Consider the following 15,423-nt stretch of genomic DNA (forward strand, 5'->3'; position numbering starts at 1 on the left):
TCAGGTCTCGAAGTCCACCAGTTCGTCGCCGTCGTTCACCGCGTCGCCCACCGCGAAGCGGAAGGCCTTCACCCGCCCGTCCGACGGGGCGCCGATCGTGTGTTCCATCTTCATGGCTTCAAGCACCAGCAGCGGCGTGCCGGCGGTTACCCGTGCGCCGGGTGGCACCAGATGCGCAGCCATCCGGCCCGGCATGGGCGCGGTCAGGGCGCCGCCGGTGTCTGCTCCTTGCTTCCAGGCCAGTAGCGGATCGACCCGTGTGAACGTCCATGCCGAGCCGTCGCAATACACGATGCGGTCGGCCCCGTCCCGGTAGACGTCCGCCCGCAGCGTGCGATCGGGCAGGGCCGCTTCCAGTCGCGGATCTTCCCCGCGCACGCAGACGGAGACCGTCGAGCCGTCCAGCACGGCGATCATTCCTCCGGGCCCGGGCTTGACCGAGACTTCGCGGCGATCGCCGCCGCACGCGAACAGGAATGCCGTGGCGGCGTCGCCATTCAGGCGCCAGCCGTCCGCGCGCCACGGCGAACCGGCCGGCGTCGTGCCGGCGACGTGCCGCATTTCGGCCAGCGCGGCCAGTAGCCACGCTTCCCGGGGCGGCGGTTCGTCGGGCCCGAACAGGCGATCGTGTTCGCGTTCGATCAGGCCGGTGTCCAGGTCCGCCTGTTCGAACGAGGGCGTGGCGACCAGCCGCGACAGGAAGGCGAGATTGGTGGGCAGGCCCACGATGCGGCAGGCGGACAAGGCCTGCCGCATGCGGGCCAGTGCCTCGCGCCGATCGGCGCCATGGACGACGAGCTTGGCGATCATCGGATCGTAGTGCGGGGAGATGGTGTCGCCTTCGTCGACGCCCGCGTCCAGGCGCAGCCAGGGGGCCGCGGGAGGCGGCACGAAGCGCCGCAGCCGCCCCGCCGCGGGCAGGAAGCCTTGATGGGGATCCTCGGCGTAAAGACGCGCTTCCAGCGCATGGCCGGACGGGGCCGTCGGCCGGCGGTCCCGCGGCAGCGGTTCGCCGCTTGCCACGCGCAACTGCCATTCGACCAGGTCGAGCCCGGTGATCATTTCCGTGACCGGATGCTCGACCTGCAGCCGCGTGTTCATTTCCATGAAATAAAAGGCGCCCCCGGGATCGACGATGAACTCCACCGTGCCGGCGCCCACGTAGCCCACGGCGCGCGCGGCGTCGATGGCGGCCCGGCCCATGGCCTCGCGACGCGCGGCGGTCATGCCCGGCGCGGGCGCCTCTTCCAGTACCTTCTGGTGGCGGCGCTGGACCGAGCAGTCGCGCTCGAACAGATGGACCATGTTGCCGTGGCGATCGCCGAAGACCTGGATCTCGATGTGGCGCGGGCGCAGGACGTAGCGTTCGACCAGCATGCGATCGTCGCCGAAGGCCCCCACGGCCTCGCGCTTGCAGGCGGCCAGCGCCGCATCGAAGTCCTCGGCCCGGTCCACGCGGCGCATGCCCTTGCCGCCGCCGCCCGCGCTGGCCTTGATCAGCACCGGATAGCCGATGCGGGCGGCCTCGCGGGCCAGCAGCGCGGGATCCTGGTCGTCGCCGTGATAGCCGGGGGTAAGCGGCACGCCCGCCCTTTCCATCAGGGCCTTGGCGGCGGACTTGGAGCCCATCGCGCGGATCGCGCCGGCGGGCGGCCCGATGAAGACCAGGCCCGCGCGTTCGCAGGCCTCGGCGAACGCCGCGTTCTCGGACAGGAAGCCGTAGCCCGGATGGACGGCCTGCGCGCCGCTGGCCAGCGCGGCCTCGACCAGCGCGTCCGCGCGCAGGTAGGAGTCGCGCGCCGGGGCGGGGCCGATGCGCCGGGCCGCGTCGGCTTGCCGGACGTGCCGCGCGCCGGCATCCGCGTCCGAGTACACCGCGACGGTCGCCACGCCCATCCGCCGGGCCGTGGCCATGATCCGGCAGGCGATTTCTCCGCGATTGGCGATCAGGATCTTGTCGAACACGATGGGGCTTTCCTTGAAGGGCGCTACATCCGGAACAGGCCGAAGCGGGTCGGCTCCATGGGAGCGTTCAATGCCGTCGCCAGCGACAGGCCCAGCACGCGCCGCGTCTGCGCGGGATCGATGATGCCGTCGTCCCATAGCCTGGCCGTGGCGTAATAGGGATGGCCCTGGGTCTCGTACTGGCGGCGGATGGGCGCCTTGAAGGCTTCCTCTGCTTCGTCGCTCCAGGCCTCGCCGCGCGACTGCGCGGTGTCGCGCCGCACCGTGGCCAGGACCGAGGCGGCCTGCTCGCCGCCCATGACGCCGATGCGGGCGTTGGGCCACATCCACAGGAAGCGGGGGCCGTAGGCGCGGCCGCACATGCCGTAGTTGCCCGCGCCGAAGCTGCCGCCGATGATGACGGTCAGCTTGGGTACCCGGGCGGTGGCGACCGCCGTCACCATCTTGGCGCCGTCCTTGGCGATGCCGCCGTTCTCGTATTTGCGCCCCACCATGAAGCCGCTGATGTTCTGCAGGAAGATCAGCGGGATCGACCGCTGGGCGCACAGCTCGATGAAGTGCGCGCCTTTCTGCGCCGATTCCGAGAACAGGATGCCGTTGTTGGCGACGATGCCCACGGGCATGCCGTACAGGCGCGCGAAGCCGGTGAAGAGAGTGGGGCCGTAGCGGGCCTTGAACTCGTCGTAGCGCGATCCGTCCACCAGCCGGGCGACGATCTCGCGCACGTCGCAGGGCTTGCGGACGTCCTGCGGCACGATGCCGTACAGTTCCTCGGGATCGTGCGCGGGTTCGTCGCCGTCGGCCAGCGCGGGCGCGGCGGGGCGGTTCAGATTGCCGACGATGCGGCGGGCCAGGTGCAGCGCGTGGGCGTCGTTCTCGGCCAGGTGGTCGGCCACGCCCGAGACGCGGGTGTGCACGTCGCCGCCGCCCAGGTCCTCGGCGCTGACGATTTCCCCGGTCGCGGCCTTCACCAGCGGCGGTCCGCCCAGGAAGATCGTGCCCTGGTCCCGCACGATCACGGTTTCGTCGCTCATCGCGGGGACGTAGGCGCCGCCGGCGGTGCAGGACCCCATCACGACCGATATCTGCGCGATGCCCCGGGCCGACATGTTGGCCTGGTTGTAGAAGATGCGGCCGAAGTGCTCGCGGTCGGGAAAGACCTCGTCCTGCAAGGGCAGGTAGGCACCGCCGGAGTCGACCAGGTAGACGCAGGGCAGGTGGTTCGTCTCGGCGATTTCCTGGGCCCGCAGGTGTTTCTTCACCGTCATGGGGTAATAGGTGCCGCCCTTGACCGTGGCGTCGTTGGCCACGACCATGCAGGCCACGCCCTGGATGCGGCCGACGCCCGCGATCAGGCCGGCGCACGGGGCCTCGTCGCCGTACAGGCCCAGCGCGGCCAGTTGGCCGATTTCCAGGAAGGGCGAACCGGGGTCCAGCAGCAGGCGGATGCGCTCGCGGGGCAGCAGCTTGCCGCGCGCGGCGTGCCGGGCGCGGGCGGCGTCTCCGCCGCCCAGCGCGGCCCGCGCCACCCGCGTGCGCAGGTCCGCCACGAGGCGGCGCATGGCATCGGCATTGGCCTGGAATTCCGGGGAACGGGTATCCAGCCGGCTGGTGTGGGCATGCATGGCCTGGCTCCTGGGCAAGGGGTCAGCGGGTTTCGGCGAAGAGTTCCCTGCCTATCAGCATGCGCCGGATCTCGCTGGTGCCCGCGCCGATCTCGTACAGCTTGGCGTCGCGCCACAGGCGTCCCGTCGGATAGTCGTTGACGTAGCCGTTGCCCCCCAGCGCCTGGATGGCTTCTCCGGCCATCCAGGTCGCCTTCTCGGCGGCATACAGGATGGCGCCCGCGGCATCCTTGCGCAGCGATCGGCCGTGGCCGGGCCGGTCGCAGCTGCGGGCCACGGCGTAGACGTATGCGCGGCAGGCCTGCCAGGTGGTGTACATGTCGGCCAGCTTTCCCTGCATCAGCTGGAACTCGCCCACGCTCTGTCCGAACTGCTTGCGCTCGTGCACGTAGGGCAGCACGACGTCCATGCAGGCCGCCATGATGCCCAGCGGTCCGCCGGCAAGCACCGCGCGTTCGTAGTCCAGTCCGCTCATCAGCACGCCCACGCCGTTGCCGACGCCGCCCAGCACGTTTTCCTCCGGCACCTCGCAGTCGTCGAAGAACACGGGATAGGTGTTGGAGCCCCGCATGCCGAGCTTGTCGAGCTTCTCGCCGAAGGCCAGGCCGGGGAAGCCTTTCTCGACGATGAAGGCGGTGATGCCGTGCGGCCCGGCGTCGGGGTCGGTCTTGGCGTAGACGATCAGGGTGTCGGCGTCGCCGCCGTTGGTGATCCACATCTTCGAGCCGTTCAGCACGAAGCGTGCGCCCTTGCGCGTGGCACGCAGCCGCATGGACACGACGTCCGAGCCGGATGTCGTCTCGCTCATCGCCAGCGCGCCCACGTGATCTCCGGCGACCAGCGGCGGCAGGTGGCGTGCCTTCTGCTCGGGCGTGCCATGCCGGTGCAACTGGTTGATGCAAAGATTGGAGTGTGCCCCGTAGGACAGGCCCACCGCGGCCGACGCCCGCGACAGCTCTTCCATGGTCACCACGTGCGCGAGGTAGCCCAGCGCGATGCCGCCGTAGTCGTCGCCCACCGTCATGCCGTGCAGCCCGAGGTCGCCCATTTTTTTCCACAGGTCCCGGGGGAACGCGTTGTCCTTGTCGATGGCCGCGGCGCGCGGTTCGATCTCGTTGGAGGCGAAGCTGCGCACGACCTCGCGCAGCATCTCGGTGGTGTCGTTCACGCCGAAGTCCAGGGAAGGCAGCGGGATCATGGAGGTTCTCCGGTTCTTGTCTTGCTGCGGGAAGGATGTGTCAGGCCACGGCGTGGGGGACCCGGCGCTCCTGCGGCGAGGTCGAGCCGGGGGGCTCGGCGTACCGGGCCAGCAGGCGCTCCTGCTTGATGCGGGCAACGCGCGCGTTCTCCTCCTTGACGTGTCCGAAGCCGCGCACTTCCTGCGGAAGCCGGGCCAGTTCGAGCGCCACGGGCAGGCGTTCGGGAGTAAGCGTGGCGGCGATCTCCCGCATCAAGGCCTGGTAGCCGCCGATCGCCGCCCGCTCCGCGCGCCGCTCGGGCAGGTAGCCGAACGGATCGAAAGGCGTGCCGCGCAGCCGGCGCGCCCGGGCCAGCCATTTGTAGGCCGTCAGCACCCATGGGCCGTAGGCCTGCTTCACCAGATGGCCGTGCGCGTCCCGGCGCGCGAACAGAGGCGGCGCCAGGTGGAAGCGCAGGCGGTAGTCGCCTTCGAACTGGCGCGCGACGCCTTCGGCGAAGCCGGTTTCGACGAACAGCCGGGCGACCTCGTACTCGTCCTTGTAGGCCATGAGCTTGTAGAGGCTGGCCGCGACCGTGCGCGCCAGCCGGTTGCCCGAGACCCGTTCCTCTTCCAGGGCGGCGATCTCGCGCACGAAGGTTTCGTAGCGGGCGGCATAGGCGGCGTTCTGGTAGCGGGCGAGCCGCTGCGTGCGGTCGGCCAGCAGGGCATCCAGCGAGTACGGCCGGGGCGGCATCATCACCACCGTGCCGGGCCGCTTGAGCCCGGCGGCGACGCTGGCCGCCGGCAGGTCCAGCGCGGCCTGCCGGCCCCATGCGAACGCGGCCTTGTTCATCTCCACGGCCGTGGCGTTCAGTTCGATCGCCCGCATCAGCGAGTCCTCGCGCAGGGGGATCCAGCCCTTCTGCCATGCATAGCCCAGCATGAAGACGTTGGTGGCGATCGCGTCGCCCAGGAGGCCGGTGGCGATCTCGGTGGCATCCACCGCGTCGGTCTGCCAGGCCGCATCGCGCACGCGTTGCAGCATGGCCTCGGGCGAGGCGTGCCAGTCGGGGTCCTGGGTAAAGGCGCCGGTGGGCGATACGTCCAGGTTCAGCGCCGCGCGGGTGCGGGTCCTGGCCATCATGTCGATGGCGTCCTGGCCGCAGGCGACCATCAGGTCGCAGCCCAGCACGACGTCGGCCTGGCGGGCGGGAACCCGCGTGGCGTGCAGCGCGGCGGGGGTGGCGGCCAGCCGCACGTGCGACATCACCGCGCCGCCTTTCTGCGCCAGCCCGGCCATGTCCAGCACGATGACGCCCTTGCCCTCGAGGTGGGCGGCGATGCCCATCAGCGCGCCTATCGTGACCACGCCGGTGCCGCCCACGCCGGTCACGACGATGTTCCAGGCCTGTTCCAGTCCGGGCAGGTCCGGTGCCGGCAGGTCCCGCGGCGGTGTCACCTGCCGCGCCGCCGGCTTGCGCAGCGCGCCGCCCTCGACCGTGACGAAGCTGGGGCAGAACCCTTTCACGCACGAGAAATCCTTGTTGCACGAACTCTGGTCGATGGTGCGCTTGCGGCCCAGCGGCGTCTCCAGAGGCAGGATGGACACGCAGTTCGACTGCACGCCGCAATCGCCGCACCCCTCGCAGACTTCCTCGTTGATGAGTACGCGGCGCGCAGGGTCGGCCAGCTTGCCGCGCTTGCGGCGGCGGCGCTTCTCGGCGGCGCAGGTCTGCACGTAGACGATGACCGACACGCCGGGTTTCTCGCGCAGTTCGCGCTGGATGTCGTCCATGCGGTCGCGATGGCTGATGGCGATGCCCGCCGGCAGGCCCGGAAGCTCGCGCAGCGCATCCGGTTCGTCGCTCACGAGATGGATGTGGGGCACGCCCTCGGCCACCATCTGCTGCAGGATCTGCGGCACGGTGGGCGCGCCCTCGACAGGCTGGCCGCCGGTCATGGCGACCGCGTCGTTGACGAGGATCTTGTAGGTGATGTTCACGCCGGCCGCGAGCGCGGCCCGGATGGCCAGGGACCCGGAGTGCGTGTAGGTGCCGTCGCCAAGGTTCGCGAAGATATGGGGCGTGTCGGTGAAGAAGGCCTGGCCGATCCAGGTCGCGCCTTCGCCGCCCATCTGCGTGAAGGTCTCGGTATGGCGGTTCATCCACTGCGCCATGTAGTGGCAGCCTATTCCCGCCACCGCGCGCGAGCCCTCGGGAACCCTGGTGGACGTGTTGTGCGGGCAGCCCGAACAGAAGTAGGGCAGCCGCTGCGGCGCGCCGGGAGCCGCGCGGGTGTAGCCCTCCGGCGGCTTGCGCGCGTCCAGGTAGGGCAGCGCGCGGGCGTCCAGGGCCTCGCGGCAGATCACCTTGGCGATGCGCGAGGCGATCACGCCGGCGATGGCGGCCGGCGTCAGCTCGCCGTTGGGCGACAGCAGGATGCCGTCGTGCGGCACGTGCACCCATTCTCCGGTCTCGTCGTATTTGCCGACCACGCGCGGGCGGGCGGAAATGGAGGCGTTGTAGAGATGTTCCTTGATCTGGTATTCGATGATCTGGCGCTTTTCCTCGACCACCAGGATCTCGTCCAGGCCTTCGGCGAACTCGCAGATGCACTCGGGCTCCAGCGGCCAGGACACGCCTATCTTCAGCAGCCGCAACCCCATGGAACGCGCGGCTTCCTCGTCGATGCCCATCATGGCCAGGGCCTCGCGCACGTCCAGGTAGCTCTTGCCGGTGGTCACGATGCCCAGCCTGGCCCGCGGAACGAACCAGTCCTGGCGGTTCAGCCCGTTCTGCCGCACGTACTCCAGCAGCGCGTACAGGCGTTCGCGCTGCAGGCGGTTCTCCTGTTCCAGCGGCGGGTCCGGCCAGCGGATGTGGAAGCCGCCTTCCGGAATGGGATAGGTGTCGGGCACGCGGATGTCGACCGCCATGGGATCGATGTCCATGGAGGTGGACGACTCCACCGTGTCGCTGACGACTTTCAGCCCCACCCAGCATCCGGAGTAGCGCGACATCGCATAGCCGTGCAGGCCGAACTCGATCAGCTCGCGCACGCCCGCCGGATTCAGGACCGGGATCATGGCCGCGATGAACGCGTGTTCGCTCTGGTGGGGCAGGGTGGACGACTTGCAGGCGTGGTCGTCGCCGGCCACCAGCACCACGCCGCCATGGCGCGAGCAGCCCGCGATGTTGCCGTGCTTGAACACGTCGCCGCAGCGGTCCACGCCCGGGCCCTTGCCGTACCACAGCGCGTACACGCCGTCGGCGGTGGCCCGGGCGTCCAGGCTGACCATCTGCGTGCCCCAGACCGCGGTGGCCGCCAGTTCCTCGTTGAGCCCGGGCACGAACTTGATGCGATGGGCCTCCAGGTGCCGGGCGGCCTTCCACATCTCCAGGTCCACCGACCCGAGCGGCGAGCCCCGGTAGCCCGAGACGAAGCCCGCGGTGTTCAGCCCGGCCGCTTCATCGCGCTGCTTCTGCGCCAGCATCAGGCGCACCAGCGCCTGGGTGCCGGTCATGTAGACGCGGCCGCGCGGCCGTGTGTATTTGTCGTCCAGGGTCAGGACGGTCTCGACGGGATGTGCGCTCATGATGCACTCGCTGTCCAGGGTTGGGCGCGCAAGGAGGTAGCGCGGGGCAACCGGCCGCGCGGGGCGGCGGATGGCGTCCGCATGGCGCCTTGAAGGCCCGGTCGGATGGACGGGCCGCGTAACGGCGAAAGGGGTAGGCGGCAGGCTGGAGGAGGCGGCGGCGCGGCCCGGGCCGAAGCATGGTCGCGCGGCCCGGGTGGGCGGGCCGGCAGGAGCATGCGCTGTGCGAGCCTTCGCGTTCATACCATCGGTCGGCGCGGCCTGGCTGGCAGGCCGGCTTTCCTCCTCCCGAGCGGCGCGGGGCCGCATGTAGAAGGTGCGTGATGAGCACAACATACCACGCCGGCAGGGGCTTAAGCTTATTTCTTTTAGTTGTTAAGTCAGTCAAAAACATTTAAATACAATATATAGAATCTGCTCGATATCACTCCGGGTTCTGAACACCATGAAACGTTTCTTCGCATCCGCCGCGCTGGCCGTCGGCCTCGCCTCGGCTTCTCTCCAGACGGCGGCGGCCGCGCCGCTGGAGATCGGCTACCTGCCCATCCTGCCCGACGCGCAGTTGTTCATCGCGCGCGAGCAGGGCACCCTGCCGGCCGACGGCGGTCCGGCCAAGCTGGTCCAGTTCCAGAGCGGACCGGCGCTGGTGCAGGCCCTGCTGGCGGGGCAGCTCGACATCGCCTACGTCGGCATCGGGCCAGCCCTGGTGGCGCGCGGCAAGGGCGCCGACATCAAGGTCGTCGCCTCCAACATCGTCGAACAGGTCAGCTTCGTCGCCATGGGCGATCTCGCCCCCTATTTCGCCTCCGGCGATCCCGCCACGGCCTTCTCCCGCTTCGCCAAGGACAAGGGGCGCCAGCCCGTCATCGCCAGCTATCCCAAGGGCGCGGTGCCCGAGGCCGCCCTGCAATACTGGCTGCGCAATCGCATCAAGGTCGATCCCGCGTCCTTCAAGCTGATCTACCAGGGCGAGGCGCAGATGCAGCAGACCCTGCTGACCGGCGCGGTGGACGGCGCCGTGATCCTCGAACCCACCGTGACCACCGTGCTGACCCGCGCGCCCAAGGCCCGCGTCGTCGCGCGCGGCTCCGACCTGTTCCCGCGCCAGCCCGGCGCGGTACTGCTGGTGCGCGAGAAGCTGATCAGCGAGAAGCCAGAACTGGTGAAGTCGCTGGTGGCCGCCCACGTCGCGGCGACCCGGCTGCTGGATACCGATCCGGCCAAGGCCGCGCCCCTGGTGCAGAAATACGTGGGCGGCGGCCGCCTGCCGGTGGACCTGGTCGAGAAGTCGATCCGCAATTCCAAGGGGCAGTTCGAGGCCGATCCCAATCTCATCGTGCCGGCGACGCTGGTGCTGCAGAAGTTCCAGTCCGAGACCGGCACGCTGGAGGGGCCCGCGGTGGACGTGACCAAGCTGTTCGACACGCGTTTCTATGACGCCGTCGCCGGCAAGCGCTAACCCGGCGCGCCGTCCATGATGGTCAAGAATCCCGGGTGGCCGGTGCGCGCGGCCTACGGCGTGGCGGGCATCGTCGTCTTCGTGCTGTTGTGGAAGGCGGCGGGCGTGTTCCGCTGGGTCAATCCCGGTACGCTGCCCGATCCGTTCGCGCTGCCCGACGCGCTGGCGCAGGAATGGACCTCGGGCCGCCTGCTGCCCGCCGTCGGCTCCAGCCTCATCCATTACTTCTGGGGCCTGGCGCTGGGCACCGTGTCCGGCATCGCCGTCGGCCTGGCCGCTGCGACGATACGGCGCTTCGACCTGTTCCAGGCCTACCTGGCCCGCGTGCTGCGGCCCATTCCGCCGCTGGCCTGGGTGGTGTTCGCCATCGCCTGGTTCAAGGTCAGCCACGCCGGCGCCGCCTTCGTCATCGCCATCGGCGTGTTCTGGGTGAACTACTTCGCCACCTACAGCGCGGTTCGCAACATCGATCCCCGCTTCTATGAACTGGCGCGCAGCTTCGGGCAGGGCAGCTACTGGCGGCGCGCTGTCAGCATCACGCTGCCCGCCATCGCGCCCGGCACGCTGGCGGGCGTGCGCACCGGCATCGGCCAGGCATGGATGACGCTGATCGCGGCCGAACTGCTGGGGGTGCCGGGCATGGGACAGGAAATGAACGCCGCGGCGGGCGTGGGCGCCTACGAGGCGGTCGTCGTCTACATGCTGGCCATATCGCTGGTCTACGCCATTTGCGACCTGGGCTACGGGTGGCTGGAAAAAAGGGTGCTGTCGTGGCGGCCGTAATCGAATTCGATCGTTTCTCGTATACCCATCCCGGCGCGCCCGGGCCCGTCATCCAGGACTTGTCCCTGGACATCGCCAAGGGCGAGTTCCTGGCCGTGGTCGGCGGCTCGGGCGTGGGCAAGTCCACGCTGCTGCGCACCGCCGCCGGCCTGATCGCGCCGTCGGCGGGGCAGATGCACTTCCGCCTGCCGCAGCGCGCGGGCCGGCGCCGCCGGGCCGTGGTGTTCCAGGACGGCCGGCTGCTGCCCTGGCGCACCGTGGCCGGCAATGTGGCCTATGGCCTCGAGACCCTGGACATCGATGCCGACGAAAAGCGCGGCCGGGTGGACGAGGCCCTGCGGATGACGGGGCTGGCCGAGTTCGCCGACCGCTGGCCGCACCAGTTGTCCGGCGGCCAGGCCCAGCGCGTGGGCATCGCGCGCGCGCTCGCGGTCAAGCCCGACATCCTGCTGATGGACGAGCCCTTCAGCGCGGTGGACGCGTTGACCCGCCGCCACCTGCAGGCCGAACTGATGCGGATCTGGCAGTCCACGCACGCGGCGATCATGTTCGTCACCCACGACATCGACGAGGCGGTGTTCCTAGCCGACCGCGTCGTGGTGCTGGGAGGGCGTCCCGCGAACGTGGCCGAGAACCTGGTGATCGACCTGCCCAGGCCGCGCGACCGCGGCCATGCCGACTTCGGCCGCTATGTGACCCACTTGTCGGCGCAATTGGGAGTGGACTGACCATGCCGGCCCTCAGGCTCGTCATCCATGCGCCCACGCCCGCGGCGCTGGAGCGGGGGCGGCGCAACCTGGCCAACCTGCTCAAGGCCGACGGCCAGGCCCAGGTCGAACTGGTGGCCAACGCGGGCGCCGTCGCGGCCGCCCTGGGCCAGCCCGATGCCACCGACGTCCATCTTCGGCTTTGCGCAAACACGCTGGCGGCCAATGGGCTGGAGGCGCCGGCCGGCATCGCCGTGGTCGAGGCCGCGGTGCTGCACATCGCGCGGCGGCAGGCCGAGGGCTGGGCCTACATGCGCGCCTGAGCCCTCGGCCCTAACCCATCGTCATCAGGCTGGCATTGCCGCCCGCCGCGGCGGTGTTGATGCTGACCGATCGTTCGACCAGCAGACGTTCGAGCGGAATGGCCGCGTCTCCCGGAGCCAGGTCCACTACCGGCACGATCGCGCCCGCGCGGCGGGCAAGCTGGCGCAAGATGGATTTCAGGCGATTGCCCACGGCATGGACCAGGACCGCGTCGAACGACGATGCGGCGGGATCGGCCACGGCCACGTGGCCGGCGACGCCGGCCGGCAGCGACGCGTGCAATGCTGCCGTCTGGTGGCCGGCCTGCCAGAGCGCTTCATTGCCCGTGCTCAGCGCCGCCGCCAGCTGGGCCAGCAGGTCGGAGGTCTCGTCCGCGATGCACAACACTCTGCCGCGCGGACGTAGCGCGTAGACGTCGAGTTGTCCGGTGGGGCCGGGCAGGGTGGCCGCGGCGATCTCGGGCAGCCGCGCGGCGTAGGTCGCGCAGCGGTCGGCCAGCTCCGCCATGCCCTGGTCGCGGGCCCAGTCCCACAGGGCGGCAAGCGGCCGGGCGGGGCGGGTGGGTTGCAGCCAGGCGGGAGCCGGAGGATGCGGGGCCAGCGCGCGTATCGCGATGTCTGGCGGGGCCGAGGACAACAGGCGCGGAAGATACAGCGGCCCGCCCGCCTTGGGGCCGGTGCCCGACATGCCCTCGCCGCCGAAGGGCTGCACGCCGACGACGGCGCCTATCATGTTGCGGTTCACGTAGACGTTGCCCACGCGCGCCCGGTCGAGCACCCGCGCGACCGTGTCGTCGATGCGGGTGTGCAGGCCCAGCGTGAGACCGTAGCCCAGGTCGTTCACCTGTTCCAGCAGGCTGTCGAGATGCCGCCCCGCGAAGCGCACCACGTGCAGTACCGGCCCGAACACCTCGCGGCGCAATTGGTCCGGCCGTTCCAGCTCGATCAGCGTCGGCGCGACGAAACATCCCTGCCGGCATTCTTCCGCGTCCAGGCGGCCCGAGCGGTGGACCGGGCGGCCGGCATCGCGCATGGCCGCGACGTGGCGCTCGATGTCGTCCCGCGCGGCTTCGTCTATGACCGGCCCGGCATCGGTCTCGAGGCGGTCGGGCCGGCCGATGCGGTATTCGTCCATGGCGCCGCGCAACATGGCCAGGATCCGGTCGGCAACGTCCTCCTGCAGGCACAGCAGGCGCAGGGCCGAGCAGCGTTGGCCGGCGCTGTCGAATGCCGATTCCATCACGTCGGCGACCACCTGCTCGGGCAGGGCGGACGAATCGACGATCATGGCGTTCAGTCCGCCGGTCTCGGCGATCAGCGGAATGCTCCTGCCGTCGCTGCCCAGCCGCTCGGCCAGCACGCGCCGCATGTCCCGGGCCACTTCCACCGACCCGGTAAACAGCACGCCCTGCACGCGCGCGTCGGCGACCAGGCCGGCGCCGATGGATGCGCCGCGCCCCGGCAGCATCTGCAGCGCGCCCGGCGGAACGCCCGCCGCGCGCAGGATGCGCACGGCCTCGGCGGCGATCAGGGGAGTCTGTTCCGCCGGCTTGGCCACCACCGTATTGCCGGCCGCCAGCGCGGCCGCCACCTGTCCGGTGAAAATGGACAGCGGGAAGTTCCATGGACTGATGCAGGCCACGATACCCAGCGGCCGGTGAAGGGCGCCGTCGAAGCCGTCGGTGGCGCGCGCGGCGTAGTAGCGCAGGAAGTCGACGGTCTCGCGCACTTCGCCGAAGGCGTTGGGCAAGGTCTTGCCCGCCTCGCGCACCATCAGTGCCGCCAGCGCCTCGCGTTCGTCCTCCATGCCGTCGGCCGCGCGGCGCAGGATGGCCGCGCGCTCGGCGGGGGCCGTGTCGCGCCAGAGGCGTGCGGCATGGCCGGCGCGCACGAGCGCGAGTTCGAGATCGGCGGGCGAGGCTTCCTGCACATGGCCGACCAGATCGCCGCGATGGGCGGGGCTGCGAATCTCGAGGAGGGGCCCGGGCGCGGCCTGGTCGTCCAGCAGGGGGCGGGCCAGCCAGGTGCGTCCGGCCGCGCCCGCCAGCCGATGCGACAGTTGCAACAGGCAGGCTTCGTCGGACCAGTCCAGCCCGCGCGAGTTGACGCGTTCGGCGCCGTACAGGTTCGGCGGCAGGGGAATGCGCGGGTCGGGCGCACCCACGGAGCCGCCCCCGGCGCCGATGTCGCGGGCGGCCGCGACCGGGTCCACGATCACGGCTTCCAGCGGCAGGACGTGATCAGCCACGCGATGGACGAACGAGGTGTTCGCGCCATTCTCGAGCAGCCTCCGCACCAGGTAGGCCAGCAGCGTGTCGTGCGGGCCGACCGGCGCGTAGATGCGGCAGGGACGCCCCAGGCCGCCATCCCGCGCCGCGCCGACGACCTGGTCGTACAGGGGCTCGCCCATGCCGTGCAGGCACTGGAATTCGTATTGTCCGGGGCGGAAGCCTTGCGGCCCGGCCAGATGGTAGACGGCCGCCAGGGTATGGGCGTTGTGGGTCGCGAACTGCGGGAACACCGCGTCGGGCGCCGCCAGCAGCCTGCGCGCGCAGGCGAGATAGGCGATGTCGGTATGGGGCTTGCGCGTAAACACCGGGTAGTCCTGCAGGCCCTGGACCTGGGCGAGCTTGATCTCGCTGTCCCAGTACGCGCCCTTGACCAGGCGCACCATGAGCCGGCGGCCGCCGCGCCGTGCCAGGGCCACCAGGTGTTCGATCAGGCGCAGGCTGCGCTTCTGGTAGGCCTGCACGACGAAGCCCAGGCCGTTCCATCCTTCCAGGTCCGGTTCTCCGCACAGGCGTTCGAGCAGGTCCAGCGACAGATCCAGGCGCGCGGCCTCTTCCGCGTCGATGTTGAGACCCATGCCGTGGCCGCGCGCCGCGCGCGCGAGCGACAGCAGGCGGGGGTAGAGTTCGCCTTGTACCCGTGCCTGTTGGCTGCGTGCGTAGCGCGGGTGCAGGGCCGACAGCTTGATCGAGATGCCGGGGACTTCGTAGGGCGTGCCGTCCCGGCACGAGGCGCCGATGCGGTGGATCGCGTGTTCGTAGGCGGCCGTGTAGCGCAGGGCGTCGGCCTCGGTCATGGCCGCCTCGCCCAGCATGTCATAGGAATGGGTGTAGCCCCGTGCCACCTGGGCGCGCGAGCGGTCCAGCGCCTGTTCCACGGTGCGGCCCGCGACGAACTGGTCGCCCAGCAGGCGCATGGCGGCATCGACTGCCCGCCGTACCAGTGGCTCGCCGCCTTTCTCGACCAGGCCGGCCAGCGCCGCCTGCGGGCCCGATCCCTGGTGGGCGGCATACAGCCGGCCGGTCAGCAGGAGCCCCCAGACGGCGGCATTGACGAACAGCGACGGACTGTGCCCCAGGTGGGCCGACCATCGGCCCTTGCTGATCTTGTCGCGGATGAGCGCGTCCCGGGTGGCGGTGTCCGGTATGCGCAGGACCGACTCCGCCAGGCACATCAGCGCGATGCCTTCCTCGGACGAGAGCGAGAACTCCTGCAGCAGCATCTGCGCCAGCCCTTCGGTCGCCTGGCGTGCCGACTCGTCGCGCAGCGTGGACGCCAGCCGCCACGCGAGATCCATGACCGGTCCGTCGTCGGACGAGGGGCCGATCTCGTCCAGCAGGCGTCCGACCATCTCGTGTTCCGCCCGCCGGTAATCCGAGGTGATGGCCGCGCGTGTTCCGGTCTGCGGGGCGATGCCCGGCGGGAAGGCCTCGAAGGAATAGGGGCAGGGAGTCGTCGACTGCATGGATGCCCTCCTGTCGCCGTACGGCGTCCGGC

General features: G+C 70.4%; 9 protein-coding genes. 4 read left to right on the plus strand and 5 right to left on the minus strand.

From position 1 onward, the window contains the following. The 4 genes from R4823_RS06785 to R4823_RS06800 are packed head-to-tail and all read right to left on the minus strand — an operon-like array spanning position 1 to position 8,365. Complete coding sequence (locus R4823_RS06785; RefSeq protein ID WP_338618036.1) at positions 1-1,965, minus strand: acetyl/propionyl/methylcrotonyl-CoA carboxylase subunit alpha; 1,965 nt, start codon at positions 1,963-1,965, stop codon at positions 1-3. A gap of 23 nt (positions 1,966-1,988) precedes the next feature. Then, on the minus strand, positions 1,989-3,590 hold the full coding sequence (locus R4823_RS06790; protein ID WP_338618038.1) for a carboxyl transferase domain-containing protein: 1,602 nt from the start codon (positions 3,588-3,590) through the stop codon (positions 1,989-1,991). 22 nt (positions 3,591-3,612) lie between these two features. Further along, positions 3,613-4,788, minus strand: a complete 1,176-nt coding sequence (locus tag R4823_RS06795) for an isovaleryl-CoA dehydrogenase (protein WP_279816198.1) — start codon at positions 4,786-4,788, stop codon at positions 3,613-3,615. Positions 4,789-4,828: 40 nt separating this feature from the next. Further along, the gene (locus tag R4823_RS06800; protein ID WP_338618039.1) at positions 4,829-8,365 is read right to left on the minus strand and encodes an indolepyruvate ferredoxin oxidoreductase family protein; all 3,537 of its coding nucleotides are present in this window, start codon (positions 8,363-8,365) and stop codon (positions 4,829-4,831) included. 445 nt (positions 8,366-8,810) lie between these two features. On the opposite strand from R4823_RS06800, the gene R4823_RS06805 reads away from it, so the two are divergent. From R4823_RS06805 to R4823_RS06820, 4 genes are read left to right on the plus strand one after another with little or no spacing between them, the layout of a single operon-like run. Beyond that, positions 8,811-9,824 carry an ABC transporter substrate-binding protein gene (locus R4823_RS06805; protein ID WP_338618042.1) on the plus strand — a complete coding sequence of 338 codons (1,014 nt, stop codon included), beginning with the start codon at positions 8,811-8,813 and terminating at the stop codon, positions 9,822-9,824. A 15-nt stretch (positions 9,825-9,839) separates the two neighbouring features. Continuing rightward, positions 9,840-10,607, plus strand: a complete 768-nt coding sequence (locus R4823_RS06810; protein ID WP_176400659.1) for an ABC transporter permease subunit — start codon at positions 9,840-9,842, stop codon at positions 10,605-10,607. Further along, positions 10,595-11,335 (plus strand): ABC transporter ATP-binding protein, encoded by a 741-nt coding sequence (locus R4823_RS06815; protein WP_338618045.1) that lies wholly within the window; start codon positions 10,595-10,597, stop codon positions 11,333-11,335. Before R4823_RS06810 ends, R4823_RS06815 begins: the two co-directional genes overlap by 13 nt. A gap of 2 nt (positions 11,336-11,337) precedes the next feature. Then, on the plus strand, positions 11,338-11,637 hold the full coding sequence (locus R4823_RS06820) for a hypothetical protein (protein ID WP_087837446.1): 300 nt from the start codon (positions 11,338-11,340) through the stop codon (positions 11,635-11,637). Positions 11,638-11,647: 10 nt separating this feature from the next. Here the strand turns inward: R4823_RS06820 and putA are convergent, their stop codons facing one another. Beyond that, positions 11,648-15,391: a trifunctional transcriptional regulator/proline dehydrogenase/L-glutamate gamma-semialdehyde dehydrogenase gene (gene putA / locus R4823_RS06825; RefSeq protein WP_338618048.1), complete on the minus strand. Its 3,744-nt coding sequence runs from the start codon at positions 15,389-15,391 to the stop codon at positions 11,648-11,650. Between the last annotated feature and the right edge of the window lie 32 nt (positions 15,392-15,423).

The sequence above is a fragment of the Pigmentiphaga sp. CHJ604 genome (assembly GCF_036972535.1).
Lineage (GTDB): Bacteria > Pseudomonadota > Gammaproteobacteria > Burkholderiales > Burkholderiaceae_B > Pigmentiphaga > Pigmentiphaga daeguensis.

Excerpts from the sequence above, each read along its gene's own strand:
- R4823_RS06820 (WP_087837446.1), top strand. The coding sequence starts at position 11,338 with ATGCCGGCCCTCAGGCTCGTCATCCATGCGCCCACGCCCGCGGCGCTG.
- R4823_RS06800 (WP_338618039.1), bottom strand. The coding sequence starts at position 8,365 with ATGAGCGCACATCCCGTCGAGACCGTCCTGACCCTGGACGACAAATAC.
- putA (WP_338618048.1), bottom strand. The coding sequence starts at position 15,391 with ATGCAGTCGACGACTCCCTGCCCCTATTCCTTCGAGGCCTTCCCGCCG.
- R4823_RS06810 (WP_176400659.1), top strand. The coding sequence starts at position 9,840 with ATGATGGTCAAGAATCCCGGGTGGCCGGTGCGCGCGGCCTACGGCGTG.
- R4823_RS06795 (WP_279816198.1), bottom strand. The coding sequence starts at position 4,788 with ATGATCCCGCTGCCTTCCCTGGACTTCGGCGTGAACGACACCACCGAG.
- R4823_RS06790 (WP_338618038.1), bottom strand. The coding sequence starts at position 3,590 with ATGCATGCCCACACCAGCCGGCTGGATACCCGTTCCCCGGAATTCCAG.
- R4823_RS06805 (WP_338618042.1), top strand. The coding sequence starts at position 8,811 with ATGAAACGTTTCTTCGCATCCGCCGCGCTGGCCGTCGGCCTCGCCTCG.